The following is a 25,196-nucleotide window of genomic DNA, read 5'->3' on the forward strand; positions in this document are numbered from 1 at the left end:
CACTTCGTGCAAATCTTCTCGTTGTTTGGAGAGCCGTGAGGACAGCGATGCGCAAGGCACCGACACAGGCGAGCTACAACGCACGGATGAACAGGGTCATCGACCATGTCTATGCTCATCTGGAAGAGGACATTTCCTTCGACGAACTGGCCGACGTCGCCTGCCTCTCCTCCTATCACTGGAGCCGGATCTACTCGGCCATGCGCGGCGAGACCATAGCGTCGACCATTCGCAGACTCCGGCTGCAGCGCGCTGCCGACCGGCTGGCCAATTCCGATCTTGAGGTCAGGATCGTCGCCGATCGCGCTGGGTATGCCTCGGTCGACACATTTGGGCGGGCTTTCAAGGATGCTTTTAGCATGACGCCCGCCGCCTATCGGGAAAATGGTCCGCACGACGCCTTCAGGGCGGCCAATGCCGCAGGCGACACGAACGGATTCCCGGTGAGCGTCGTCACCCTGCCCGAGCGACGGTGTGCGTCGATCGCCCACCGGGGCTCCTACATGGAAATCGACCGTGCGATGGCGCGGCTCTTTACCGAACTCGCGGCCCGTGGGGCATTGCCGGACCGACCGGAGATGATCGGGGTATTCTTCGACGACCCCGACCTCGGGTCTGAGCAGGACTTGCGCTCTCGCGCCAGCATGCCGATTGCCGGTCCAATCACCTTCGACCTGCCGTTGACCGAAACGGTCCTGCGTGGGGGCCCCTACGCTAGACTGAGTTACACCGGTCCCTATGCGGCAATGCGCGGTGCCTATCGCTGGTTCCTCGGCGTGTGGCTGCCCGGATCCGGGCATGAGCCCGACGATGCGCCGGTCTTCGAAGACTATCTCAACGATCCGCGCCTGGTGCCCCAGAGCGAATTGCGAACCGACATTCATCTGCCGCTGAAAAGCACGCCATGACGACCCCACCCGTTCCATCCGCCGTCGCCGAGGTGCTTGCGCAACACGCCGCAGCGATACGAGCGCGCCTTCTGCAGGTTCGCGACCTCATCTATATGGTTGCAGCCGAGACCGAAGGCGTGGGGCCGCTGACGGAAACGCTGAAATGGGGAGAGCCGGCCTATCTTACGCAGGCAAGCAAAAGCGGAACGACCATCCGTCTCGGCGTCGCCGAATCGGCGCCGGAACGATGTGCCGTATTCTTCAACTGCAGGACGACGCTCGTCGAAACCTTCCGCATTCACTTTGCCGATGATTTCACCTTCGAGGGCAATCGCGCCCTCCTCATCCCCACCACAGGGGATTTGCCGAAAGGACCGCTGGCGCTGTGCCTGCGGGCAGCATTGACCTATCACCGACGCGCGACGATCTTGCCCACGACATTGACGAGCTGACGAGCCCGCGAGTGCTTCAGTTGGCTGGCAGCCGACGATAATCGTGAACGAGGTCCCGACGCCCTTGCCGGCGGAGGCTCGGCGAGCCGCGACGCAACGTCTGGCCCACTGCAAATCGCCTCGCTCACACGATAAAGCGGATGGCGCGCTGGATTTCGAAGAAGTCCTTGGCCTCGAAGCGCAGCGTGCGGGCGGCGACATGTTCAACACCGGGATACCAGCTGCCGCGATAGGCCTCGATCGGGGTCGTGTATTCGACAACAAGCTCGAAGCGGTCGGCGAGCTTCGGCAGGCAGCCCTTGAGATCACCCGACAGCGCTTTCTCCACGCCCTCGCGAATGGCGGCAACCGAGGCCTTTGGCGTCAGCGATCTGGTCGCCGGGCCGAAACCTTCGCTGGTGGCAACGGTGCCGATGCCGGAAACAATCGCCCTGGCCTCAGCGCACATGCCGGCGTCGCCGGAGAGAAACGCCGACGGAACGCCGTAGCGTGCGGCGCAAAATGCGTTCAGCGTGAATTCTGACGCCACGTCGCCATTGATCAAAAGCCGCGACACCGTGCCGGTCAGCGTATGGGCGAGCGGATTGGTGTCGGTGCCGGCCTTGTTGTGATAGCCAGTGTAGAGGGCTGCCGAAAAACTCTTGTCGATGCCGAACATCATCAGATCTGGATGACCGCTCCAGCCCCTGACGATGCTGACATAGGCCGGCAGCTTCGACAGGATCAGATTGCGCGCGGTCGAATGCGCATCCTTGACTACCACCTCCTTGGCACCGGCCGCCTTCGCCCCTTCGCAGGCCGCCACCAGCTCGTCGGTCATGTATTCGCGGAATTCCTCGTATTCCGGATGCCCCTTCTTGGCCTCGTCCCAGGCGGTGATCCCCGCCGTGCCCTCGATATCTGCGCTGATGAAAACCTTCATGATCGCTCCCTCATGTTTCAAAGAAGCTCGGCCATCGACTGCAGCAGCCGATCGATCTGAGCTGGGGAATGTTCGGAAAACACCGCGAGCCGCAGGGTCGGCACGTCGGGTGCGTCGGAATAGCCGCCCGCCTGCTGGACCCGGACGATGATGTCGCGTTCGGCGAGACGGTCGCGAAGCTGCTCGAGATCGGTCACGCCCTTGACGGTGACGATCGGCACCGGCGTGTCGGCGACCTCGAAGCCCAGCGCTCGCAGGCCGCTGCGCACATGCTTGATGTTGCGGGTGAGGTTCGCGCGCTTTTCCGGCGTCGTTTGCAGGACCCGGAGCGATGCGGCGGCCGCCGCCGCAAGACCGGGCGGCGCCGGCGAGGCGCCGCGCATGATCATTGCGTTGCGGGCAATCTTTTCGGCAAGCGCTGCGTCGCCCGGAACGACGCCGCCGAGTGCGCCGAATGCCTTGCTCATGGTGCCGGCCAGAAAATTGCCCTCGCCCTCGAGCCCGGCATGCTGCAGCGAGCCACGCCCGGTTTCGCCGAGAACGCCGACGCCGTGGGAATCGTCGATGCAGAGCAGCGCGCCCTCGTAGGGAGCCATCACATGGCGATAGTCGGCAAGCGGTGCAAGCTTGCCTGACGACGGGAAAACGCCGTCCGTCAGAACAGCCGGCCGCTCGCCTGCCTTCACATGCAGCGACAGTTGCGCTGCGAGATCTTCCGGGTCGGCATGGCGAAACTCGTGGATCGGCTTGCCGAGCGTCGGGATCGCGTCACGGGTGCTGTAATGGGTGGCCGAGTCGATGAGGATGACGTCGAAATCGTCGCGTAGCCCCTGCAGCAGCACCATCGGACTGGTGTAGCCGGAGATCATGTAGACGACCTCCTCGGTGCCGAACCAGTCGCGCAGCCGCTCCTGCAGGTCGGCATAGACCTGCATGTGGGCGAGCGTTCCCGGCCCCATGCCGTACTGCCGGGTGGCGTCGCAGGCCGCCTCGATCACTTCGGGGTGGCCGTGCAGGCAGAAGTAGGACGTGCCGCAGTAATAGTCGACCTCGCGCCCGCCGATGAACATACGGGCGCCGAGCGGCGATTCCATCTTGATCGGAGCAACCATGGTCCGGATCACGCCGCTTCCGCCTGGGACGGGCTGCGCCGTTCCAGGAACATCGGGCCGACGCGGATGCCGCGCTTGCCGTTGTCATCGACGGCGTCGAGTTCGAGGATCTCGTCCTCGTAGAGCCGGCCGTGCATGCGGAAGCGCCCTTCCTCGACCGGCTCGCACGTGTGCGTGCAGAAATACTCGATCAGGCACTTCAGCCCGCCGTGGCTGTAGGTCAGGTATGTGATGTTGAAATCCGGCCCGTATTCGCCGAGATGCGGCTTGATCGCGTCGGGCACGGTCTCGTCGAGAGGTGCCTCGATGCGCGTCCAGTTCGCATCCTTCCAGAGGAGCTTGCCGGCTTCCGGGAAGGAGAGGTTCATATGGGCATAATCAGCGCCGCGCCCGTAGATGCGGCCGTCTATGACGAAGTCGTTGCCGGCGACCGGACGAATCTGGTGTGGCACGCCCTCGCCCATCAGGTAGATCTTGCCGTCCTTGGACTTGACCTCGACGATCTCCTGCGTGGCGTCGTCGCGGTAATAGCCCGGCAGCGTCTTGAACTGCGCCTCGGAAATTGCAGGCGGACGCTGCACGCGCTCCGGCATCTTGCCCATCCTGCGCTCGGCAAGGACGATACGCACGCCGTCGACGCCGAGCCGCGAGGCGATCTGGTTGGAAAAGTCGAGCGTCGCGAAGATCAGCACACCGACGCCGGCGGCCGGCAGCAGCATCATTTGCGAAGCATAACCATAGACTGCGCCGCCATGGCCGACAGAGGTCCAGCCGTCGACATCACCGGACCCGAAGCACAGGCCGTAGCCGGCAAGCGTCTTGTCGTGGCCGGCCGCACGCTTGCCGAACGGAGCCCACATTTCGCGCAGCGCCGCCGGCGAGATGATGGAATTGCCTTGCACGTCGAACCCGCCGCGCAGCAGGCACTGGGCGTAACGCGCCATGTCGCCGGTGGTGGAGAAGATATTGCCGGCCGGCGATCCGCCGAGGCTGAACACCGGCGCCGGCGTGTCGCCGTCGAGCGTCCACATGTCAGCTGGTGCAAGCCTTTCACGAATGCCGGGTGCCATGCCGCACGAGGAGCTGTCCATGCCGAGCGGCTTTAGGATGTTGGCGGCGACATAATCGGAGTAGCTCTGGCCGCTGACCGTCTCGATCACCCGGCCGACGACGGCGATGCCGGCGTTGGAGTAATGCATCACCCCGAGGCTCGGGTCCTGCTTCAAGGTCGAGCTTGCCAGCTCGTTGACCGTGTCTTCGAGCGGCGGACGGGTGGCATCGAGATAGTGCCCGCTCTTCGGCTCGCGTACAAGGCCGGCCGTATGGGTCATCAGCTTGCGCAGGCTGATGACCGAGCCGTAGGGCCCGCCTTCGGCGCCGGCGAACGGGTTTATCGGCTTGAAGCCGGGGAGATAGGTCGACACGTCGACATCGATATCGACAAGCCCCTTCTCGACCAATTGCATGATCGCCAGTGAGGTGAAGGTCTTGGTGATGGAGCCGATGCGGAAGCAGGTGTCCCTGCCCATGTCGAAATGCCGGTCATGACGCTGGACATGGCCTTCGGCGAGCACGCCGTCACGGTCGACAAGGGCATAGGAGATCGACGGGATCGCCTTGTCCTCGACCTCGTAACGGATCAGATCCTCGAAAAGCTCGATCGAGGCGGCAGACAGAGAGGGCATCGGTACGCTCCTTGGGTCTCGATAGGAATGGGTCTCAATGGGAATGGCGAGGGTCCAGCATGTCGCGCAACGCATCGCCGACAAGGTTCCACGACAGCACGAAAAGGAAGACGGCAGCGCCGGGGAAGGCCAGCGTGTACCAGAACTGGAAAGGGTTGCCGGGCTGGCCGACGATCCAGTTGCGCGAGTAGGCGATGAACTGTCCCCAGTCGGCATAGCCTTCTTCGGTGCCGACGCCGAGGAAGCTGAGCGCCGAGGCAGACAGCACCATCGAACCAGTCGCCATCGTTGCCAGCACCAGCACCGGGAACATGGCGTTGGGCAGGATATGCAGCACGATCAGCCTGAGATCGCTGGCGCCGTAGCTGCGTGCCGCATGGATATAGTCCATCTCGCGGATCCTCAGGATCTCGCTTCGCACGATACGGGCATAGCTCATCCACCCGAACGTCGTCAGGGCAATGGTGATCGGCACGATGCCCTTGCCAAGCAGCGCCGTCAGCACCATGGCCGCGATCAGGAACGGCACCGCCATGAACACGTCGACGATGCGCATCAGGATTTCTTCGGCAAGCCCGCCATAATAGGCGGCGACCGCGCCGACCACCGTGCCGATCAGCACGGAGATCGCCACGACCCCGAGACCGATCTTGAACGCCGTGCGCGTTCCCCAGACGACACCGTAGAAGATGTCGTACTGGCCTTGCGTGGTGCCGAAAACGGCCTCCGGCGAAGGTGGCTGCGGCGTTGCCAGGAAGCCTGCGCGCGGCGTGTCGTAGGGTGAAAGCTGGAAGCTTTGCGGCGGCGCCAGAACGGGTGCGAAGACGGCGATCAGCACGAAGGCCAGAAGCACCACGACGCCAAAGAGGGACACCGGATTTCTTGCGAGGTAACGAAGAACCTTCATTGCGTCTTCACCCTCGGATCGAGCAGCGGATAGATAAGGTCGACGATGAGGTTCATCAGCACCAGAACGACCGCAAAATAGAGGCCGAAACCGAGAACCGCCGGGAAATCCAGATTGGCGGCGGTCTTGGCTGCGAACTGGCCGAGGCCGGCATAGTCGAAGATCGTCTCGGTGATGACGACACCGCCCATCATCACGGCGAGCTCCATGCCGGCGATGGTCGCAACCGGCAGAAGCGCATTGCGCCGGGCATGGCGCAGTTCGACGACGCGGCGCGGCAGACCCTTGGCGCGAGCGGTGCGCACATAGTCCTGGCGCAGCGTCTCCAGCATCGACGTGCGCATCACCCGGGTCATGCTGGCAACGTTGACATAGGTCAGCGTGATCACCGGCGCTGCCAGATGGCGAAGCGCATCGCCGAAGATCGCCAGATTGCCGTTCAGCAGCGCATCAACAGTGTTGGCGCCGGTATAACGCACGAAGTCGCCGGAACTGACCACGGTCTGTGCCCATTGGCTGAGCCGGCCGGGCGGAAACCAGTCGAGCGCCGAGTAGAAGATCAACAGCATCAAGAGGCCGAAAACGTAGACCGGGAAAGACCAGCCGAGAATGGTGAAGATGCGGATGAGGTGATCCGGCCAACGATTGAGATAGATGCCCGCGCGCGAGCCAAGGAAGATCGCGAGCAGCAGGCATGGAACGAAGGCCAGCACCACCAGTTCCAGGGTCGCCGGAAACAGTGACATCAGCGCGGTCGAAACCGGCTGGCGGGCCGTCTCCGACCAGCCGAGATTGCCGGTCAGGATGCCGCCGATCCAGCGGCCGTACTGGATGTAGAAGGGATCGTTGAGCCCATACTGCTCGATCATCCTGCGGATGCTTTCCTGACCACCCTTGAGATAATCAGGCGACGGCGCATAGGCCGCCAGTCTCTGCGTCGGCGAAAGCGACATCTGCAGCGCAAAGATCATCAACGACAGAGCGAAGAGAACGATGGGCAACATCATCAGTCGTCTGAGTGCATAGTTCAGCACGGTTCACACGTTCCGATTTCAGGGAAAATGAAACAAAGGCATGTCGGGCGGGGATGCCGCCCGACATGCAGCAATTCAAAGTGCTACAGCGACCTTTGCGCGTCTAATAAGACGCGCGGCGCAGTAGCCAATCAATCGTTGGCCTTGGTGACCGGATAGAAGTCCCAGGCACCGTAGAGGATCATGTTGTCGACATAACCATCGATGTTGCTGCGGGTGACGACGTAGCCGAAGTCCTCCCACAGGAACTGGGTGGTGGCGTATTCGTACGACATTTCCTGCAGCTTGGCGTAGATCGGCTCGCGCACGGCGGGATCGACCGAGGCCCAGGCCTCATCGAGCAACGGCTTGAACTTCTCCGCCATCAGGTCGCGATAACCCTGGCCAACCATGCCGCCGACGAGACCCGTGGGCGAGAGATAGTAGCTGGCGGCACCGAGCGGACCGCCCGGGTCGGAATAGTCGGGCCCCCAGCCCATCACCGTCAAGGGTGCGGCCGGCTTTTCGCGGTTGTTGAGCTTGTCCGAAACGGATGCCCATGGCAGCGCCTGGATCTGCATCTTGAACTTCGGGTTGATGCGCGACAGGCCCTGCTGCAGGGCAGAGAGTGCTGCCGTCAGCTGCGGATTGCCCTCGGTGACATAGGCCGTAAACGCAAAGCCGGTCTCCCAAAGCTTGCCGCCGAACGCCTTCTTGAAGTGTTCCTCGGCCTTGGCGGGATCGTAGCTGTAAACAGGCGAATCCGGGCGATAGCCCATGATGCCGCGCACGGTCGGCCCGCGCGACTGCACGGTCTTTCCGAGCAGCACCTGGTTCAGGAGCGCATCGTAGTTCTGGGCGTAGTTGAAGCCCTTGCGCACATCGATGTCGGCGAAGAAGTCCGGCGGAATGCCGGCACCGTCGAGCTTGCCGCTGCCGATCGCCGGATTGTCGTTGTCGTCGAGCGGCCAGGCGAAGAAGACACCGCGCGAAAACACCTTCTGCAGGCCGTCGATGACCTTGACGCCCTCGGTCTTGCTGAGTTCGTCGATGAACTCGACCGGCGCGGTGACGAAATCGGCGTCGCCGGACAGAAGCTGCAGGCGTCGCGTCGTCCATTCCGGAACGGTGCGCATGACCACCCGCTCGAGCTTGGCCGGCCCCATGAAATAATTGTCGAAGCGCTTTAGAGTGATGCGCCGGTCGGTGCGGTCCCATTCCTCGAGCATGAATGGCCCGGTGCCGTTCTCCTCGGCAAACAGCGGATTGGCGCCGAGTTCCGGACGATAGTGGGCCTTCCAGGTATCGCCCGAGCCATCCCAGCCGCCGACCGAGGCAACCCATTCCTTGTCGAGAACCGAGGTACCGAACGGCAGCGCGATCACGCCAAGGGTGGCCGGAAACGACTTCGGCAGCTTCAGCGTGAGATTGTCGCCATCGACGATAATCTGCGAGGCGAGCTGGTCATAGACCTTGCGCAGGATCTCGGGGCTGGCGTCGTTGATGGACTTGACCTCGCCTTCGGTCTCTACCCATTTGGCGATGTCGGTATATTTGCCGGCGGTGATCACCTCGGTGATCGCGTTCGACATCCACGACTGACCCTGAAGAATGGCGCGCAGCAGCGAATAGCGCACGTCCTCGGGCGTGATCTGGCCGTAGCCCGGCTCGATCGTCGCCTTCTGGGCGTCGGTCAGCTTGTCGTAATACTCCCAAATGACTTTGCCGTCGGCGCCCTTGACGCCGACCTTGTGGGCGAAAACGCCCTTGCGGATCGGGAAGGTATAGCTCACCGAGCCGTCGTCGCCCTGCTTGATGAGGCCGTTTTCAAGCGACGGCACCTCGGTCGAAAGCGACGGCACGAACTCGGAGATCTTCGAGCCGTTGAAGTTCAACAGCCGGCTGTAGATGTTGAGCGCGCCGTAGGAGCTTGGCGTGTTGGCGATATAGGCCGGATCGAACGACTGGATGTCGTCGGTCCACATGAAGACGAAAGTGCCGGGGTTCTTGGTCTCGGCCATAGCGGGCGCAGCCGCGATGCCGAGCCCCAGGCTGAGGGCTAGGGCTAAGGTGCGTTTCATCGTTGTTCCCATTTGGTGGAGGCGGAAGTTTTCTTCTCGTTATAAGGGAGGCTAGAAGAGCGCTTGCAGGTCTGTCCAATGTGTAGTTAGGATAGACTATGCAAAACACGCATGAGGGCCGGCATGGAACTGCAATGGCTTGAAGATTTTCTGGAAATCGCCGCGACGCGGAATTTCTCGACGGCGGCGACCGCGCGCAATATTTCCCAACCGGCCTTCAGCCGACGCATCAAATCGCTGGAGAACTGGATTGGCGCCGACCTGATCGACCGCAGCACTTACCCCGTGCAGCTGACCCGGGCCGGCACGATGTTCCTGCCCGGCTGCCAACGGCTCGTCCGCGAAGCGTACCGCCTGCGCACCGACTGCCGCAATGTCGCCGGCGAAAGCTCGGCCATGCTCACCTTCACCTCGCTGCATACGCTGGCGATGTATTTCTTTCCAAAGTGGATCGGCTCGCCGCTGATCTCGCGCATGCCGCTTCGCACCAGCATGCATGCGGCCGACTTCCTAGAAAGCATCGATCACCTGTGCTCCGGTCAGTGCGATTTCGCCATCACCTATGTCCATCCCGACGGCCCTCCGGTGCTGGAGGGCGGCCCGTTCGAATCCCTGCAGATCGGCAAGGACCGGCTCATTCTCGTATCGGGAACCGACGACAACGGCCGGCCGCTGTTCGACATCGACGTGCCCGAAACCACCGAGATCCCCTATCTCGCCTATTCCTGGAGCGACGGTTATATCGGCAAGCTGGCAACGCTGATCCAATCGCGCTGGCGCCGCCCGCTCAACCTCAGCACCGTCTACCAGTCCGGCCTTGCCGATGGCTTGAAGCACATGGCCGTTGCCGGGCGGGGCGTCGCCTGGCTGCCGCAGATTTGCGTCGCCGAGGCCATGCGGCAGGGACGCCTGGCCCAGATCGGCGGCCAGCAGATGTCGCTTGAAATGGAGATCCGGATCTTCAGGCGCGCCGGCCCCGGCAGCCATGACAGCGATGCGCTATGGCAGCATCTCAAGCAATGTGCCGCACTGCCTCAATATAAAAGCGGCTTTGAGGCGACGACCGACGCAGCCTGAGGTGTCAATCCGTCCGAAATCGCACGACCGGCGCGATATGCGAAGACAGGCGATACAATGCGCAAAGCGCATAGTTTTGCCTGCCACAATCGTGACACATTGATTTCACTGGATTTTGCGGCGGCAGCGGATCGGGAGCGAGGCCGATGTCTGCTCCAGCGACCCGGCGGACAGGGCTGATCGCACCTCCCTTCCGTATTGACAGGATGCGACCTCGTTGCGAGACCTGAGAGCGCAACGTCCCTTCGAAATCGGGTGCATGTGCTGATGATCCTGTCCAAATCCGCAAAGCCTGAGCTGCCCGAGGATGTCATCCTTTCCGTGGAAGACCTCGAAGTTTCCTTCGCTGCCGGCACCCGGGCGCAGCTGCGCGCGGTGCGTGGCGTCTCCTTCAGCATCGCGCGCGGCGAGACCGTCGCGCTGGTCGGAGAATCCGGATCGGGCAAATCGGTCACGGCGATGACAATCATGCGGCTGACCGAATATGACGGCGCAGCCATCACCGGCGGACGGGTGCTGATGCGTTTGAAGGACGGCAAGGTCGCCGACCTCGCCAAGCTCTCGGAAAAGCGGGTCGAGGCGCTGCGCGGCGCGGAAATCTCGATCGTCTTCCAGGATCCGATGTCGAGCCTGAACCCGGTCTTCACTGTTGGCGATCAGATCGCCGAGGCGGTGATCCATCATCAGGACAAGACGCCGGAAGAGGCGCGCCAGATCGCGCTCAATACCCTGAAGCTGGTCCGTGTGCCCGATGCCGAGCGCCGGCTCGACCAGTATCCCCACCAGCTTTCCGGCGGTATGCGCCAGCGCGTCATGATCGCCATAGCCCTTGCCTGCCGCCCCTCGCTGATGATCCTCGACGAGCCGACAACCGCGCTCGACGTGACCATCCAGGCGCAGATCCTCGATCTGGTTCGCGCCTTGCAGCGCGAGATCGGCATGTCGGTGCTGTTCATCACCCACGACATGGGCGTGGTTGCCGAAGTCGCCGACCGGGTCTGCGTCATGCTCAAGGGCGAGATCGTCGAGGAAGGCTCGGTCTACGACATCTTCGCCAAGCCGAAACATGCCTACACACGCGCGCTGATTTCCGCCGTGCCCCGCCTCGGCAGCATGGCCGACAAGGACGCGCCGGAGAAATTTCCGTTGCTTGTGTTCGAACCCGAGCGCCTGCTTGCCGAGGTGACAGAATGAACGCGTCCGCGCCGATGAAGGAAGCCCGAAAGCCGCTCGTCGAGGTGCGCAACCTGGTGACGCGCTTCGATTTGAAGGCCGGATTGTTCGGCCATGTCTCGGGTCGGGTGCACGCGGTGGAGAACGTCTCCTTCGACATCTTTCCGGGAGAGACCCTGGCGCTGGTCGGTGAATCCGGCTGTGGCAAGTCGACGGTTGCCCGTTCGATCATGCAGCTCGACCGACCGCGTTCGGGCTCGATCCGGTTCGATGGAACTGAATTGATCGGCGCGCCGCGCGCTATGCTCGCGCGGTTTCGACGCGACGCCCAGATGGTCTTCCAGGATCCGTTCTCGTCGCTCAACCCGCGCATGACGATCGAGCAGTCGCTGATGGACCCGATGCGCGTTCACAAGCTGGGCTCGACTGCGGTCATGCGCGCCCGCGCCGCCGAGCTTCTGGCCAAGGTCGAACTTTCGCCTGAGCACCTCGAGCGCTATCCGCATGCGTTCTCCGGTGGTCAGCGCCAGCGCATCTGCATCGCCCGCGCGCTTGCGCTCAACCCGCGCCTGATCGTCGCCGACGAGGCCGTCGCCTCGCTCGACGTGACGATCCAGGCGCAGGTCATCAACCTGCTTATGGACCTGCAGCGCGAAATGCAGATCGCCCTCCTGTTCATCAGCCACGATATGGCGGTGGTCGAGCGCATTGCCCACCGCGTCGCGGTGATGTATCTCGGCGAAATCGTCGAGATCGGCGACCGCCGCTCGGTCTTCGGCAATCCGCAGCATCCCTATACCCGCAAGCTCCTGTCGACGGTTCCGATCGCCGACCCGACACGCCGCCCGGAAGGCCGCCAGCCGATGTCCGACGAGATCCCAAGCGCCGTGCGCCCGCCGGACTTCGTGCCGCGCGAACTGCCGATGCAACAGGTCTCATCGAGCCATTTCGTGCGACAGGTCGCAACGGGCTGACGACGACAACCAATCCCCTCTTCAGATCAGAGCATTCCGAGATGAACACTTCCGAAGTGACGCTGGCGGCTGCGAACGCTGCCGGCAACGTGACCGCAGACATCGACAGCGCCCCGGCGCAACCGAAAGCCAACGGCTTCCTGCGCCCTGCGGCCGCAGAGCGATCGACGCCCTATATCGAAGTCGACGAATTGCGCCTTGCCCGCAACATTGCGGTCATGCAGCAGCGTGCCGATCAAGCCGGCGTCTCGATGTTTCCGCACGTGAAAACGCACAAGAGCCTTTATGTCGCGCGACGGCAGCTGGCACTGGGCGCCCGCGGCATCACCGCGTCCAAGCCAAGCGAGGCGCTGGTCTTTGCGGAAGCCGGGATACCGTCGATCATCCTTGCCTATCCCATCGTCAAGCCGCAGTCGCTCGACCGTCTGCTGCCCGTGGTCAAGGCGCGCGGCACGCAGCTGCGCACGATTGCGGCAAGCGCGACGGGCGTCGAAGCGTTGTCGGCGGCCGCGACGCGCCACGGTGTCGAAATCGGCGTCTTCCTCAAGGTCGATGTCGGCCTCGGCCGCGTCGGCCTCAAGCCGAGCGATCCGGCTGCGCTCGAATTGTGCGCCCAGATCGCCGCTTCCGACGGCCTGCACTTTGCCGGCCTGCTTTCGCACGCCGGCCATTCCTACGCGGCCACTGGCCCGCAGGGCCTGGCCAAGGTCGCCCGCGATGAGGCCGCAGACCTTGCCGGTCTCGCCGGCCGGCTTCGGGACCGCGGCATCGCGGTCGACTGCATTTCCGTCGGCGCAACGCCGACCTGTGTCGGCGCGCCTCTGTCCCAGGAGGTAGACTGCGTCCGGCCCGGCAATTACGTGTTCCTCGACGGAACCGCGCTCAGGCTCGGCATCTGCACGGCCGACGACCTGGCGCTCTCGGTGGTTGCGCGCGTCGTTGCCTCCAATGACACGCACTTCATCATCGACGCCGGCTCCAAGTCGATGAGCTCCGATCGCGGCGCACACGGCATGGGCGGCGCCGGCTTCGGCACCGTCGTCAGCGCCGAAGGCGATGGCGAAACAGGTGTCTGGACGCTCGAGCGGCTGTCTGAAGAACATGGCTTCGTTCCCTTCTCGGGACGCCCCTTGACCCTCGGAAGCCGCGTGCGGGTCTTCCCCAACCACTCCTGCGCATCGATCGCCAACTTCGATCATTTCACGCTGCATCACGCCGATGGCGGGGCGACGACACTGCCGGTCGATGCCCGCTGCTGCCAGACCTGATCGGGCGTGTGACGCACGGATGCGTCACAACGACATCGCCGCCCGTGCTACGCGATGGCCGTGTGGCCCAACCGGAGCCCACTGCATGTTTCCTTAAGTCCTATTCGATCTAAGGATAAAAACATGCAGCAATTCAAAGTGCTACGGCGACCTTTGCGCGTCTATTAAGACGCGTGGCGCTGTAGAACTGAAGGCGGGCCTTCGCCTTCAGCCGGCAAAACCTGCCCGCCGGCACGCCACCTTTACCCCTAAGGATCAGCCCCGCTCTCAAGCGACCCCGGCCGGTGAAACGTTCGTTTCCAGTATAGCAACGGCAGACGGTCTTCCGTTCCTTCTGGACCGAACTGCTGTCATTGGTCAGGGCGTTGCACTTGTCCGCGGTATCTATGCGCGGGAAGAAATCGCCGACGGCCGCCTAGCCATCGCTCTCGATCGACGATGGCCGAGCGAATTCGCCTATTATATCGTGACGTTGCCTGCGGCGATCGAACGGCCGGCAATTGCGCATTTCGTCGACTGGCTGATGAAAGAGGCGCAAGCGCGACACTTTCCCGGCTCCAACGCCTGAGGCAACGCCCGCCTCCAACTTTGCCTGAATGGCAATTTGACTTATGTCACGACCGATGAATAATGTCAGAAATCGACAACTGAAGGATCCCCATGCCTATCCGCAACACCGATCAGATCATGCACAAAGCCGCGTGGCTCTACTATAGCCATGGGTTGCGGCAGGACGAAGTTGCGCAGAAACTGGGGATCTCCCGCGCCTCTGTCGCGACCTATCTCAGGCGAGCACGCGAGACCGGGATCGTCAACATCACCACTTCGACCGAGCTTTTCACCGACGACGTGCTGGCGCGCGAGCTCGAGGATGCAACCGGGGTCACGGCGGCCTGGATCGTGCCGGAGGACCGGCAGGCCATGGACCCGACGGCTGAGATGCCGGTGCTGGCTGCATCCGTCTTTCTCGAACTGATCAACAAGGGCGATCGCGTCGGCGTCGCCTGGGGGCGAACGGTCTATCATATCGCCGACGTGATGCCCTTCGCCGACCTGCGTGGCGTCACTGTGGTCCAGCTCTGCGGCAATCTCGGCGCGCCCTATTCCTATCGGCCGGACCAGTGCACGACGGAGATCGCCCGCCGGCTCAATGCCGAAGGCATCAATTTCTACGCGCCGCTCGTGCTGTCGTCCGAGCGGCTGGCCGAGGAGCTTCGCGGCGAGCCGGTGATCCGCGAGCAGCTGTCGACGATCGCCGACTGTCATCTGGCGCTCTATTCCGTCGGCGGCATCGAGGACGACAGCCACCTCGTCAAGTGCGGCGCGCTCAGCGCCAGCGAGATGCACCGCATGGGCGAGGAAGGCGCTGTCGGTGTCATCGCCGGACAGCTGATCGATGGTGACGGCCAATGGGTGAACTGCGCCCACAATCGGCGCTGCATCTCGGCGGACCTCTCGTCGATCCGCGCCATCAAAAAGCGCATGCTGGTCGTCCAGGAAGAGAGCAAGTTCGAACCACTGATGGCGGCCCTGAAGGGCGGCTTTGCCTCGCATCTGGTGGTCACGACATCAATGGCGCGCCGCGTCATGGAGCGCTGGAGCCGGGACGGTCTCGGCAAGGTAGACGCAACGACGACTTAAAGCGCGTTGTGATGCGTAGGGCTGGCAGTACGCAAACGGGGCGGTCTTTCGACCGCCCCACTTTCATCAACAAACCGCGTGATCAGGGCTTCGGCATCCAAGCCGGCATGGCGACATCCGCGTGGGCGAACTGCGGCAGCTTGGTGCCGAGTTCTTCCATGTTCTTGATGTCCTGATCGTTCAGGTCCTTCTGGGTGATCAACGTCGGGGGCACGATGACGCTGCGGCCCGGATCCTCGCCGGCAAGCAGCATGGCGAGTGTGCGAACCGAGACTTGCCCGACCACGGCCGGGTTGGTGGCGGCAGTCGCAGCCCAGGCGGAATCCGGCTCGCGCATTGCCGCGATATCGGAGGTCGAGATATCGGCGGAATAGATCTTCACGTTGGACGAAAGACCGGCTTCGTCGACCGCAATCTTGACGCCCTTGGCGAACTCGTCATAGGGCGCAAACATCACGGTGATATCGGGATTGGCGGAGATGACCGAGCGCGCCTGGTTGGCAACCGAGTTGGCGATCGGGTTGTCCATCGTGCCGAACTGCGAGACCTCGTTGATCCCGGAATACTTGCCCTTGAATTCCTTCCAGGTCTCGTCGCGACGGTCGAGCGGAGCGATGCCGGCGACATAGACGTAGCCCGCCTTGAAGCTCTCGCCATTGTCCTTGATCGCCTGCTCCAGAGCAAGGCGGGCAAGATCGCGGTCGGACTGTTCGACCTGCGGAATTTTCTCGTTTTCGACGTTCACGTCGAAGGCCACGACCTTGATGCCGGCATCGACGGCGCGCTGGGCAGCTTCCTTCATCGATTCCGTCAGGCCGTGCTGGATGATGATCCCCTGCACGCCGAGCGCGATCGCCTGGTCGACCATGTCGGCCTGAAGCGCTGCGTCCTGGCGGCTGTCGAGAACCTGAAGCTGTACGCCGAGAGCCTTTGCCTGCGCCTCCACGCCGGCAAGGTAGGACTGGAAGAAGTCGCCAGTCGACAGATAGCGCACGAGCGCGATCTTGACGTCGCCCGGCTTGTCGAACGGCTTCGGCATGTCGGCGGCAAAGGATGCGGTGGCAAATGCCACGGTTCCGGCAAGACCAAGCGCCAGCTTGCCCATTGCTCTGCGTGTAAAGTTCATTTCAGTCTCCTCCACTGGTGAACGTTTGTTGTCCGCGGGCGGGGCTTTCCCGTCAGCGTTTGCCTCTTTTCGAGAGCGCAAAGGTGAAGATCAGCGCGATGACGAGAACCGCGCCCTTGATGAAATCCTGCGTGTAGTAGGGTGCATTCATCATCGTCAGGCCCTGGAGCAGGATGCCGACGAAGAGCGCGCCGATCGCTGTGCCGAACGCATTGGGCTTGGCCGCGCCGAGCACGGCAAAACCGATCAGCGCTGCGGCAACCGCATCGAGCAGCAGATTGTTGCCCGAGGCGATGTCGCCGCGGCCGAGACGCGCGGCGAGCAGAATGCCGCCGATCGACGCGAAGACGCCTGAAATGACATAGGCCGAGATCTTATAGGCGTTGACCGGAGCGCCAGCCAGGCCGGCGGCGCGCTCGTTGGAGCCGACCGCATACATCATGCGCCCAAAGCGGGTGTATTCGAGGAAGAACCAGATCAGTACCGCCAGCACGATCAGCACCACGACGGCAACCGGCACGAGGTTCGGCAGGATGAGATCGAAGCGATGGCGGCCAAGCGCCAGGAAGGCAGGGCTGAAAGTGCCTGTTGCCACCGAGCCATCGGGAAGCGTCATGCCGGCGGCGATCGAACGGCCCTCGGTCGGTATGCGCTGCAGGCCGAGCAGCAGGAACATCATGCCGAGCGTCGCGAGCAGGTCCGGCACGCGCATGTAGACGATGATGATACCGTTGATCAGCCCGACGAGAACGCCGATCGCCAGGCAGACGAGCGTCGCCGTCAGCGCATCTCCGCCCATCACCACCATCACATAGGATGACGCCATCATTGACGTGGTCGCGACCGAGCCGATCGACAGGTCGAAACCGCCAACAACGAGCGTGGCCGTGACGCCGAGCGCCAGGATGCCGGTGATCGACACGGATTGCAGGATGAAGACGGCGCTCTGCGGCGAGGAAAACCCGTTCGTCACCAGCGAGAAGTAGACGACCAGTCCGCCCAGAAGGACAAGGAAACCGTATTTGATGGCGATATCGCGCAGGCCAACCGTGGCCGTGGGCGGCAGCACCGGCAACGCGGAAGCGGCGGGCACCGCGGGTTTCATCTGTTCACTGCTCATGGGGCTGTCCCTGCTGATGATGTTGACCGGCGATCTCCTGCAGGAGGCGCTCGACGTCGACCGAAGCGTTGCGATGCTCGCCGACCACAGTGTGTTCCGACATCACCAGAATGCGGTCGGCGACCTCGAAAGCTTCGTCGAGTTCGGTCAGGAAGACGATAGTGGCGCGACCCGCCGCCGAGGCGCGCAGTTTGGCGCCGATATCGCGGCGTGCGGCGATGTCGACGCCCTGGAAAGGCTCGTCGAGGATCAGGAGACGCGACGGCTCGGAAAGCCACCGCCCGACCATCACCTTCTGCTGATTGCCGCCGGAAAGCGTCTGCATTTCGTCGCGCTCGCTGCGGCAGACGACGCCGAGGGCGGCGATCTGCGCCCGCGATTTCGCCCGTTCGGACCGGCGGTTCGCTATGCCGAAGCGCGACAGCCGCTTGAGGAACGGCAGGCTGATATTCTCGTAGATGTTGAAATCGGGAACGATGCCGCTGTCGGATCGATCCTTCGCCACCAGAAACACGCCCTTGGCAATCGCCTGGCCGGTCGATTGCGGGCGATAGGAAGCGCCGTCGAGCGTCATCTGGCCGGCGGCGGGCGGGCGGGCTCCGAAGAGCGTCTCGGCCAGCGCCGTCTTGCCGACGCCTACGAGGCCCGTGACCGCGACGATTTCTCCATCGCCCAGTTTGAGATCGAACGGACGCGACGTGTCGGTAAGTTTCAGTCCCTGGGCAGAAAAGACGCAACCGAGCCCTTCGCGCACGGTCACGTCGCCTGCCGAGACTTTCTGTCCGAGCATCGCATTGACGGCACCCTCATAGTCCAGATCCGCGCCTTCGAAGCGGCCGGTTATGCGCCCGTCGCGCAGGGTGACGATGCTGTCGGCGAGCCTGCGGATGTCGGACATCCGGTGCGAGATATAAAGGATCGCGACCCCACGGGCTTTCAGCCGGTCGAGAAGCTCGAACAGCCGATCGGCCTCGGCACTCGAGAGCGACGACGTCGGCTCGTCGAGGATCAGCACCTGCGGCTCGTGCGCCATGGCGCGGGCGATCGCCACCATCTGCCGGTCGGCGAGCGTCAGATCGTTGATATCAGCGGAAAGATCTATGGCGAGGCCCATGCGGGCGGCAACGACGGCTGCCTCGCGCCTTACCCGGCGCGGGTTGAAGAAGAGGCGCGCACCGCGGCCGTTCAGCCGGTCGAGCGTGAGGTTGGTCGCGACGTCGAGGTCGGCAACGACGCCATCATTGATGTTCTGGTGAACCGTCACCACACCAGCACGGATCGCCTCCGCCGGTGTTGTCGGCGAAAAAGGGAGATCATCCAGCTGCATGGCTCCGGCGTCTCCGACGTAGACGCCGCAGAGGATGCGCACCAGTGTCGACTTTCCAGCGCCGTTGGCGCCCATCAGCACCGTCACGGCACCCTTGCGCAATTCGAGATCGACGCCCTTCAGAACCGGTATCGGCCCGAAGGATTTGCGCACGCCCTCGACGCGAAACACTGCTTGTTCGCTCATGCTCTCCTCCCAATGAAGTCAGGTTAGGATGGCTATCCATCAAATGTCAAGGCGATTGACATTTGACAGAATGCCGATTTAGCTATGGTCCATGACAGCATGGCGAGGAGCGGCCGAGGCCGGCCATGCCCATAGGGAGGACCATATGGACAAGCACGTTTTCGAGGCGCTCAGCGCCGAAACGCTGCCATTAAGGCTGAGCGGCAATGCTGCGCTATGTGACAGGATCGGCGGCGATCATCGCCGCTGGCAGGTCAAGGAGGTCGGCGACGGCAACCTCAATCTCGTCTTCATCGTCACGGGCGAGATGGGTGCAGCTATCGTCAAGCAGGCGCTCCCCTATGTCAGGCTCGTCGGTGAGCGCTGGCCCTTGCCGTTGAAGCGCTCGTTCTTCGAATACCACGCCCTTACCCGCCAGGCGGCGCGCGACCCGGGCATGGTGCCGGAAATCCTGTTCTTCGACGCCGAGCAGGCGATGATCATTATGGAATATCTGGCGCCGCACGTGATCCTGCGGCGTGCGCTGATCGAGGGGCGTAAGCTGCCGAAGATCGGTCGCGATCTCGGCCTTTTCGCGGCCCGCACGCTTTTCCGCGGCTCGGACCTTTCGATGCCGACGCGCGACAAGAAGGCCGATCTCGCCCTTTTCGCGGACAATGTCGAACTCTGCGACATCACCGAAAACCTGGTCTTTTCCGATCCCTACTTCGAGGCGGAAATGAACCGCCACACCACCCCGCACCTCGACAGCCTGGTCGAGGAATTGCGTCGCGACCGCGACCTGAAGGTCGAGGCGCAGCGCCTGAAACACATCTTCTCCGCCAAGGCCGAAACCCTCTGCCACGGCGATCTACATACGGGTTCGGTCATGGTCACCGACGACGAGACGCGCGTCATCGATCCGGAATTCGCCTTCTACGGACCGATCAGCTTCGATGTCGGCATGCTCTTGGCGAATTTCTGGATGAGCTACTTCTCTCAAGGTGGCCACGAGAGCGCTGCCGGCGAACGCGATCAGATGCGCGCCTACCTGCTGGATACGGCAGAGACGATCTGGCAAACCTTCTGCGACGAGTTTACCGCGCTCTGGCGCAGCGAGCGCAAGGGTATCCTCTATCAGGCGAGCCTTTTCGAAGACCGCGCCGACCCGTTCGGCGCCGAACAGGCGCTGACCATCGTTCTTGATGAGATCTACCGCGAGATGCTCGGCTTTGCCGGGGTCGAGATCCTCAGGCGCATCCTCGGCCTTGCCCACAATGCCGATTTCGAAACCATCGCCGACCTCAGCCGCCGCGCCAAATGCGAAAGCAAGGCGCTGAAGCTCGGGCGCCATCTTGCCGTCAACCGGGATCGCATTGCGAGCCTCTGGGATATTCGCGCCACTGCGGAACGGCTTCAGCAGGAGACACTTTCGTGAAAGTCGGAGAAAAGCACTACCATACGATCTGGCTCAACGCCGACGGCCGTTCGGTCGACATCATCGACCAGCGCTGGCTGCCGCACGAGTTCCGGATCGTCACGTTGAAAACCGTCGCCGACGTCGCCGTTGCCATCCGCGACATGTGGGTGCGCGGTGCGCCGCTGATCGGCGTCACCGCCGCCTACGGCATCGCCATCGCAGTGGCCGACGACCCGTCCGACCGCCATCTCGATTCAGTCTGGGAGGAGCTCAACGAGACCCGGCCGACGGCGATCAACCTGCGCTGGGCGCTCGACGCCATGCGGCAGTTCCTGCGCCCTCTGCCGGCCGAAGAGCGCGCCGAAGCCGCTTATCGCCGCGCTGGCGAGATCGCCGAGGAGGATGTCGAACTCAATCGGGCGATCGGCGCCAACGGCCTGAAAATCATCCGCGAGATTGCGGCGACCAAGAAGCCCGGCGAGCCGGTCAACATCCTCACCCACTGCAATGCCGGCTGGCTCGCAACGGTCGACTACGGAACGGCGACAGCGCCGATCTACATGGCGACGGAGGCGGGCATCCCCGTCCACGTCTATGTCGACGAGACCCGGCCGCGCAACCAGGGTGCGCAGCTCACCGCCTGGGAACTCAACGGCCATGGCGTGCCGCACACGCTGATCGTCGACAACGCCGGTGGGCACCTGATGCAGCACGGCGAAGTCGACATGGTGATCGTCGGCACCGACCGCACCACCGCCAATGGCGATGTCTGCAACAAGATCGGCACCTATCTGAAGGCGCTTGCCGCCAGCGACAACGACGTCCCCTTCTATGTCGCGCTGCCCTCGCCGACCATCGACTGGACGGTCAAGGACGGCGTGAAGGAGATTCCGATCGAGGAGCGCACCGGCGACGAGGTGAGCTTTGTCCAGGGCCGCGGTCCCGACGGCTCGATCATCTCGGTTCGCGTTTCGCCGGAAGGCAGCCCTTCGGCAAACCCGGCCTTCGACGTGACGCCGGCACGCCTCATCACCGGCCTCATCACCGAGCGCGGCGTCGCCGTGCCCTCGCCCGAAGGCCTCAAAGCGCTGTTTCCGGAAAGGAGCTGACCGATGAGCCTCACGAACCAGAAGACGACCGAAGAGATCGCGCTCGGCATCCGCCGCCGCGTCTTCTTCCATACGATGAAGAATAATGGCGGCTATCTGAGCCAGGCATGTTCGGCGGCCGAAAGCCTTGCCTTGCTCTACAACGAGATCCTGACGCTCGGCGAGCCGACCTTGCCAAAGGTGCCGCTGCCGTTTCGCGGCGTGCCCTCTGCCGATAATCCCGAAGCCTTTACCGGCGCGGGCTACCACGGCCCTGCGGCACCCGAATACGACCGCTTCTTCATCTCGCCGGCGCATTATGCGCTGGTGATCTATAGCGCGCTCATCGAAGTCGGCCGGATGGACGACAGTGCTCTCGACCATTTCAACAAGGACGGCGGCTCCGTCGAGATGATCGGCGCCGAGCACAGCCCGGGCATGGAGGTTACGACCGGCTCGCTGGCGCAAGGTCTTTCCATGGCCGCAGGCGTCGCCTTTGCCCGAAAGAAACGTAACGAACCGGGCAAGGTCTGGGTCTACATGTCCGACGGGGAGTTCCAGGAGGGACAAACCTGGGAATGCCTTGCCGCCATGGCGCATCACGGGATCGACAACATCCGCGTCATCGTCGACGTCAACCGCCAGCAATGCGACGGCGCCATGTCCTCGGTTCTCGATCTGGGCGACCTCGCCCGTCGGGTCGAAGCCTTCGGGGCGACCTGCCGCTCGATCGACGGTCACGATCTGCAGGCCATGCGCATTGCTGCCAACAGCGCAGAACCCGGCAAACCGCTCATCATCCTCGCCAATACGTCGCCGTTCCAGGGAATGAACTTCTTGCAGAAGCGCTTCCCGCGCCTTCATTACGTGCGCTTCAAGAGCGCCGAGGAGAGGCTTGAGATGCAGGCGGCATTGGCTGTCGAACTGGGCGTGAGCCCGAACGAAATGGAAGGGGCCTGACCATGGTCGAAATCGTCAACCGCCCTTACGCGAGGGCTTTCGAGGCTTTCGCCACAGCCCGTCCTGAGGTTATGTGCCTTTCGGCTGACCTCACCTCTTCCTGCGAGGTCGATGGTTTTCGCGATCGGCATCCGGAGCAGTTTCTGTCGCTGGGGATGGCCGAGCAGAACATGCTCTCCTTCGCCGGGGGGCTGGCCATGCAGGGCTATCGGCCGTTCATCCACACCTTCTCGGTCTTTCTCTACCGCCGCCCGTACGATCAGTTGATCAATTCGATCGCCTATTCCAATCGCAAGGTCCGGCTGATGGGCTTCCTGCCGGGCATCACCACGCCGGGCGGTATCACCCACCAGGCGATCGAAGACATCGCCGTCCTGCGCGCCGTGCCGAACATGACGATCTTCGAGACCGGCGACGCGACCGAGGTCGAGACCGTGCTCGAGGTCGCCGATGCGATCGACGGTCCTGTTTATGTCCGCGTCCTTCGCGGCGAAGTCCCCCGGCTGTTCTCGACGCCGTTCGCCTTCAACAAACTGCGCACCCTGTCTGAAGGCGACGACATCCTCGTCGTCAGCTCGGGCGTCTGCACCGAGGAGGTCCTGCGGGCGACACGGCCGATCGAAGCCCGCGGGATCGGGCTGCATCACCTGCACGCCTCGACCCTCAAGCCGTTCGACCGCAACGGGCTGATCAAGGCTGCGCGCGGCAAGAAGGGCATCGTCACGCTCGAGAACCACACCACCGTCGGCGGGCTCGGATCGTTGGTGGCCGAGATCCTCGCCGAAGAGGGGCTTGGCGTCCGTCTGAAGCGCCTCGGCCTGAAGGACACTTTTGCCCATGGCGCCTCGAAGCCTTACCTGATGAAGAAGTACGGCCTTGATGCCGGCGCGCTGGTGTCGGCAATCGAGGAGCTTACCGGCAGATCGCTCGAAATAGGCGAGGACGAACTGACCGAGGTTCGTCTCGATCACGTGCATTCGGCACAGAAGGCGGAGGCGCTCTGATGGCGCCCCGGTTTACCGTCAGCTATTACGTCAGGGCGGCCGACGAAGCCGAGGCGCGCGCACGGGCGCTCGACATCGCCCTCGAACAGACGGTCGAGATCCCGCGCGATGTCGTGCCCAAAGGTTATGTCGAGGACGAAATCCTCGGCAAGCTCGAAGCCCTCGCGCAGGACCCGGACGGCCGTCCCGGCTATCTCGCTGATATCTCCTACAGTGAAGACGATATCGGCGGCGACTTCCTGCAATTCCTCAATATCGTTTTCGGCAACAGCTCGATCAAACCGGGGTTGAAAGTCGAGGACATCGGCCTTTCCCCGGCTATCCTCGCTCTCTGCCCGGGTCCACGACACGGCATTGCCGGGCTCCGGCAACGAGCCGGCATCGGCGCGCAACCGCTGTTGATGTCCGCCATCAAGCCGGTTGGATTGTCCACGTCCGAACTGGCGGGCCGCGCACACGACTTCGCGCTCGGCGGCATGCATTTCGTCAAGGACGACCATGGGCTGGTGGATCAGAGGACGTCGCCGTTTGCCGAACGGCTGGCGGCCTGTGTCGAAGCTGTCGGTGAAGCCAATGCGAAGGGCGGCGGGCGAGCCAGTTTCGTGCCGAACATCACAGCCTCGTCAAAAGAGCTGTTCGAGCGGGCGATGATGGCGGAAGAAGCCGGCGCCGGCGCGGTGATGATATCACCGGCCCTCGCCGGCTATGACGTCATCCACACGCTGGCGTCCGACCCGGGCTTCACCCTGCCGATCGTTTCGCATCCGGCGTTTTCCGGTGCCAATGTCGTCTCGCCGGATACAGGCTTTTCGCATCGCTGCTTCTACGGCGCCTTGCAGCGCCTGATGGGTGCCGATGCCGCCATCTACCCGAATTTCGGCGGGCGGTTCGGCTTCACCCGCGAGGAGTGCCAGTCGATCGCCAAGGCCTGCGCCGTCGACATGGGTGGCCCGAAGGCGATCGTGCCGGCGCCAGGTGGCGGCATGAATCTTAGCCGTGTGCCGGAGATGCGCGAAGCCTACGGCCAAGACGTGATGTATCTGATCGGCGGCGCGCTGCTTCAGGACACGGACATCGTTTCGGCCAGCCGCCGGATCGTCGAAGCGGTTGCACGCTAAGCGTACGACGGTTCAGCTACGAGGATAGCCTCCCAAGGCCCTGCCGGGCGCGACGGTGCGTCCGGCAGGTTTGATCACCGTCGCAGCAAAGACGCTGCAAGACGGCCCGCCCTACGCGGCGCAAAGCGCTTTCCAAGTGTCCATTCCCCCGCAGATGCCAGCTCGACAATGAGCCTCCGTGGCTCTTGCCAAGGCCGCTGGCTTGACGCTGTTTGGAAACTGGCAGGTGGTTTCGCCCGTATCCGCGAACTGAGCGACTGCCGTCGCTCGACGGCCGTCGGCCCCCACGCTCAGATATCGCCGGATAACTTACCGCTCCTGCGACGATGCGCACCCCCCCTTCGGGAAACGTCCGTGCGAAGCGGGCGCCTGTTCGTCAGTCGGTGTCACGATCGAACTGGTTGACGATGCGCATGGCGGTCTTGCGCTGTGCGTGGCGCACGTCGGCATCGCGCTTGCTCTTCAGCATCAGATGGGCGGCACGCACCGCCGGCAGCGCCACCGGCTTGTAGCCGGGCTCGATTACGGGATGGGCCGTGGAATTAAGCTTTGGCTTACGCATAGTTCACTCCTCAGTCGAACACTGCCCAGGTCGTTCATGCACCTTGACGAGGCGCGATCTGAGACCGGACACGATGGGAGCGTGCCCGCCAATGGAGGCGAGCGTTTGATC

21 protein-coding genes and 1 pseudogene are annotated in these 25,196 nt (G+C 63.2%); 12 read left to right on the top strand and 10 right to left on the bottom strand.

Annotation, left to right across the window (positions count from 1 at the left end):
• Window positions 1-47: 47 nt before the first annotated feature.
• Window positions 48-908, top strand: coding sequence for a GyrI-like domain-containing protein (locus C6558_RS31335; protein ID WP_107028116.1), 861 nt, complete (start codon window positions 48-50; stop codon window positions 906-908).
• Window positions 905-1,342 carry a DUF1801 domain-containing protein gene (locus tag C6558_RS31340; protein ID WP_057213174.1) on the top strand — a complete coding sequence of 146 codons (438 nt, stop codon included), beginning with the start codon at window positions 905-907 and terminating at the stop codon, window positions 1,340-1,342. Before C6558_RS31335 ends, C6558_RS31340 begins: the two co-directional genes overlap by 4 nt.
• A 124-nt stretch (window positions 1,343-1,466) precedes the next feature.
• Here C6558_RS31340 and C6558_RS31345 read toward each other — a convergent pair whose 3' ends face one another.
• From C6558_RS31345 to C6558_RS31370, 6 genes are all read right to left on the bottom strand, one after another.
• Window positions 1,467-2,264: a M55 family metallopeptidase gene (locus C6558_RS31345; protein WP_057224409.1), complete on the bottom strand. Its 798-nt coding sequence runs from the start codon at window positions 2,262-2,264 to the stop codon at window positions 1,467-1,469.
• 17 nt (window positions 2,265-2,281) lie between these two features.
• Complete coding sequence (locus C6558_RS31350) at window positions 2,282-3,388, bottom strand: pyridoxal phosphate-dependent aminotransferase family protein (protein WP_244494619.1); 1,107 nt, start codon at window positions 3,386-3,388, stop codon at window positions 2,282-2,284.
• Window positions 3,385-5,061, bottom strand: coding sequence for a serine hydrolase (locus C6558_RS31355; protein ID WP_107028117.1), 1,677 nt, complete (start codon window positions 5,059-5,061; stop codon window positions 3,385-3,387). Before C6558_RS31355 ends, C6558_RS31350 begins: the two co-directional genes overlap by 4 nt.
• 34 nt (window positions 5,062-5,095) lie before the next feature.
• A complete protein-coding gene (locus C6558_RS31360; RefSeq protein WP_025429487.1) occupies window positions 5,096-5,968 on the bottom strand; it encodes an ABC transporter permease in 873 nt (290 codons plus the stop codon).
• A complete protein-coding gene (locus C6558_RS31365) occupies window positions 5,965-7,002 on the bottom strand; it encodes an ABC transporter permease (RefSeq protein ID WP_244496071.1) in 1,038 nt (345 codons plus the stop codon). The genes C6558_RS31360 and C6558_RS31365 overlap by 4 nt, the downstream gene beginning before the upstream one ends.
• A 131-nt stretch (window positions 7,003-7,133) precedes the next feature.
• On the bottom strand, window positions 7,134-9,062 hold the full coding sequence (locus C6558_RS31370) for an ABC transporter substrate-binding protein (RefSeq protein ID WP_107028118.1): 1,929 nt from the start codon (window positions 9,060-9,062) through the stop codon (window positions 7,134-7,136).
• A 123-nt stretch (window positions 9,063-9,185) separates the two neighbouring features.
• Between C6558_RS31370 and C6558_RS31375 the strand changes: the two genes are divergently transcribed.
• The 5 genes and pseudogenes from C6558_RS31375 (at window position 9,186) to C6558_RS31400 (ending at window position 15,195) form a co-directional block, all read left to right on the top strand.
• The gene (locus C6558_RS31375; protein ID WP_025429490.1) at window positions 9,186-10,139 is read left to right on the top strand and encodes a LysR family transcriptional regulator; all 954 of its coding nucleotides are present in this window, start codon (window positions 9,186-9,188) and stop codon (window positions 10,137-10,139) included.
• A gap of 267 nt (window positions 10,140-10,406) precedes the next feature.
• Window positions 10,407-12,286 (top strand): annotated as a pseudogene (locus tag C6558_RS41785) (ABC transporter ATP-binding protein).
• Between the two features lie 41 nt (window positions 12,287-12,327).
• Window positions 12,328-13,554, top strand: coding sequence for an alanine racemase (locus C6558_RS31390; protein WP_057213166.1), 1,227 nt, complete (start codon window positions 12,328-12,330; stop codon window positions 13,552-13,554).
• A 352-nt stretch (window positions 13,555-13,906) separates the two neighbouring features.
• Window positions 13,907-14,122: a LysR substrate-binding domain-containing protein gene (locus tag C6558_RS41110; RefSeq protein WP_256371991.1), complete on the top strand. Its 216-nt coding sequence runs from the start codon at window positions 13,907-13,909 to the stop codon at window positions 14,120-14,122.
• 92 nt (window positions 14,123-14,214) lie between these two features.
• Entirely contained in the window at window positions 14,215-15,195 is a 981-nt protein-coding gene (locus C6558_RS31400; protein WP_107028121.1) for a sugar-binding transcriptional regulator, read from the top strand.
• A gap of 82 nt (window positions 15,196-15,277) precedes the next feature.
• Here C6558_RS31400 and C6558_RS31405 read toward each other — a convergent pair whose 3' ends face one another.
• The 3 genes from C6558_RS31405 to C6558_RS31415 are packed head-to-tail and all read right to left on the bottom strand — an operon-like array spanning window position 15,278 to window position 18,954.
• Window positions 15,278-16,321, bottom strand: a complete 1,044-nt coding sequence (locus C6558_RS31405; protein WP_057213162.1) for a substrate-binding domain-containing protein — start codon at window positions 16,319-16,321, stop codon at window positions 15,278-15,280.
• 52 nt (window positions 16,322-16,373) lie between these two features.
• Window positions 16,374-17,441: an ABC transporter permease gene (locus C6558_RS31410; protein ID WP_107028122.1), complete on the bottom strand. Its 1,068-nt coding sequence runs from the start codon at window positions 17,439-17,441 to the stop codon at window positions 16,374-16,376.
• Window positions 17,431-18,954, bottom strand: a complete 1,524-nt coding sequence (locus C6558_RS31415) for a sugar ABC transporter ATP-binding protein (protein WP_107028123.1) — start codon at window positions 18,952-18,954, stop codon at window positions 17,431-17,433. Before C6558_RS31415 ends, C6558_RS31410 begins: the two co-directional genes overlap by 11 nt.
• A gap of 145 nt (window positions 18,955-19,099) precedes the next feature.
• Between C6558_RS31415 and mtnK the strand changes: the two genes are divergently transcribed.
• The 5 genes from mtnK to C6558_RS31440 are packed head-to-tail and all read left to right on the top strand — an operon-like array spanning window position 19,100 to window position 24,523.
• Window positions 19,100-20,371, top strand: coding sequence for an S-methyl-5-thioribose kinase (gene mtnK / locus C6558_RS31420; RefSeq protein ID WP_057213159.1), 1,272 nt, complete (start codon window positions 19,100-19,102; stop codon window positions 20,369-20,371).
• The gene (mtnA, locus tag C6558_RS31425) at window positions 20,368-21,462 is read left to right on the top strand and encodes an S-methyl-5-thioribose-1-phosphate isomerase (RefSeq protein ID WP_107028124.1); all 1,095 of its coding nucleotides are present in this window, start codon (window positions 20,368-20,370) and stop codon (window positions 21,460-21,462) included. Before mtnK ends, mtnA begins: the two co-directional genes overlap by 4 nt.
• A 3-nt stretch (window positions 21,463-21,465) precedes the next feature.
• Window positions 21,466-22,401, top strand: a complete 936-nt coding sequence (locus tag C6558_RS31430) for a transketolase (RefSeq protein WP_057224389.1) — start codon at window positions 21,466-21,468, stop codon at window positions 22,399-22,401.
• 2 nt (window positions 22,402-22,403) lie between these two features.
• Window positions 22,404-23,405 carry a transketolase family protein gene (locus C6558_RS31435; RefSeq protein WP_107028125.1) on the top strand — a complete coding sequence of 334 codons (1,002 nt, stop codon included), beginning with the start codon at window positions 22,404-22,406 and terminating at the stop codon, window positions 23,403-23,405.
• Window positions 23,405-24,523 carry a RuBisCO large subunit C-terminal-like domain-containing protein gene (locus tag C6558_RS31440; protein ID WP_107028126.1) on the top strand — a complete coding sequence of 373 codons (1,119 nt, stop codon included), beginning with the start codon at window positions 23,405-23,407 and terminating at the stop codon, window positions 24,521-24,523. Before C6558_RS31435 ends, C6558_RS31440 begins: the two co-directional genes overlap by 1 nt.
• 376 nt (window positions 24,524-24,899) lie before the next feature.
• Here the strand turns inward: C6558_RS31440 and C6558_RS31450 are convergent, their stop codons facing one another.
• Window positions 24,900-25,085: a hypothetical protein gene (locus C6558_RS31450; RefSeq protein WP_057207609.1), complete on the bottom strand. Its 186-nt coding sequence runs from the start codon at window positions 25,083-25,085 to the stop codon at window positions 24,900-24,902.
• Window positions 25,086-25,196: the final 111 nt, after the last annotated feature.

Origin of the sequence: Ensifer sp. NM-2 (assembly GCF_003024455.1) — a bacterium.
GTDB lineage: Bacteria > Pseudomonadota > Alphaproteobacteria > Rhizobiales > Rhizobiaceae > Ensifer > Ensifer canadensis.

Bases quoted from the DNA above. Each gene is read 5' to 3' on its own strand.
- C6558_RS31435 (WP_107028125.1), top strand. From the start codon at position 22,404: ATGGTCGAAATCGTCAACCGCCCTTACGCGAGGGCTTTCGAGGCTTTC.
- C6558_RS31410 (WP_107028122.1), bottom strand. From the start codon at position 17,441: ATGAGCAGTGAACAGATGAAACCCGCGGTGCCCGCCGCTTCCGCGTTG.
- C6558_RS31415 (WP_107028123.1), bottom strand. From the start codon at position 18,954: ATGAGCGAACAAGCAGTGTTTCGCGTCGAGGGCGTGCGCAAATCCTTC.
- C6558_RS31390 (WP_057213166.1), top strand. From the start codon at position 12,328: ATGAACACTTCCGAAGTGACGCTGGCGGCTGCGAACGCTGCCGGCAAC.
- C6558_RS31400 (WP_107028121.1), top strand. From the start codon at position 14,215: ATGCCTATCCGCAACACCGATCAGATCATGCACAAAGCCGCGTGGCTC.
- C6558_RS31440 (WP_107028126.1), top strand. From the start codon at position 23,405: ATGGCGCCCCGGTTTACCGTCAGCTATTACGTCAGGGCGGCCGACGAA.
- C6558_RS31335 (WP_107028116.1), top strand. From the start codon at position 48: ATGCGCAAGGCACCGACACAGGCGAGCTACAACGCACGGATGAACAGG.
- C6558_RS31345 (WP_057224409.1), bottom strand. From the start codon at position 2,264: ATGAAGGTTTTCATCAGCGCAGATATCGAGGGCACGGCGGGGATCACC.
- mtnK (WP_057213159.1), top strand. From the start codon at position 19,100: ATGGACAAGCACGTTTTCGAGGCGCTCAGCGCCGAAACGCTGCCATTA.
- C6558_RS31360 (WP_025429487.1), bottom strand. From the start codon at position 5,968: ATGAAGGTTCTTCGTTACCTCGCAAGAAATCCGGTGTCCCTCTTTGGC.
- C6558_RS31340 (WP_057213174.1), top strand. From the start codon at position 905: ATGACGACCCCACCCGTTCCATCCGCCGTCGCCGAGGTGCTTGCGCAA.
- C6558_RS31375 (WP_025429490.1), top strand. From the start codon at position 9,186: ATGGAACTGCAATGGCTTGAAGATTTTCTGGAAATCGCCGCGACGCGG.
- C6558_RS31450 (WP_057207609.1), bottom strand. From the start codon at position 25,085: ATGCGTAAGCCAAAGCTTAATTCCACGGCCCATCCCGTAATCGAGCCC.
- C6558_RS31370 (WP_107028118.1), bottom strand. From the start codon at position 9,062: ATGAAACGCACCTTAGCCCTAGCCCTCAGCCTGGGGCTCGGCATCGCG.
- C6558_RS31430 (WP_057224389.1), top strand. From the start codon at position 21,466: ATGAGCCTCACGAACCAGAAGACGACCGAAGAGATCGCGCTCGGCATC.
- C6558_RS31355 (WP_107028117.1), bottom strand. From the start codon at position 5,061: ATGCCCTCTCTGTCTGCCGCCTCGATCGAGCTTTTCGAGGATCTGATC.
- C6558_RS31405 (WP_057213162.1), bottom strand. From the start codon at position 16,321: ATGAACTTTACACGCAGAGCAATGGGCAAGCTGGCGCTTGGTCTTGCC.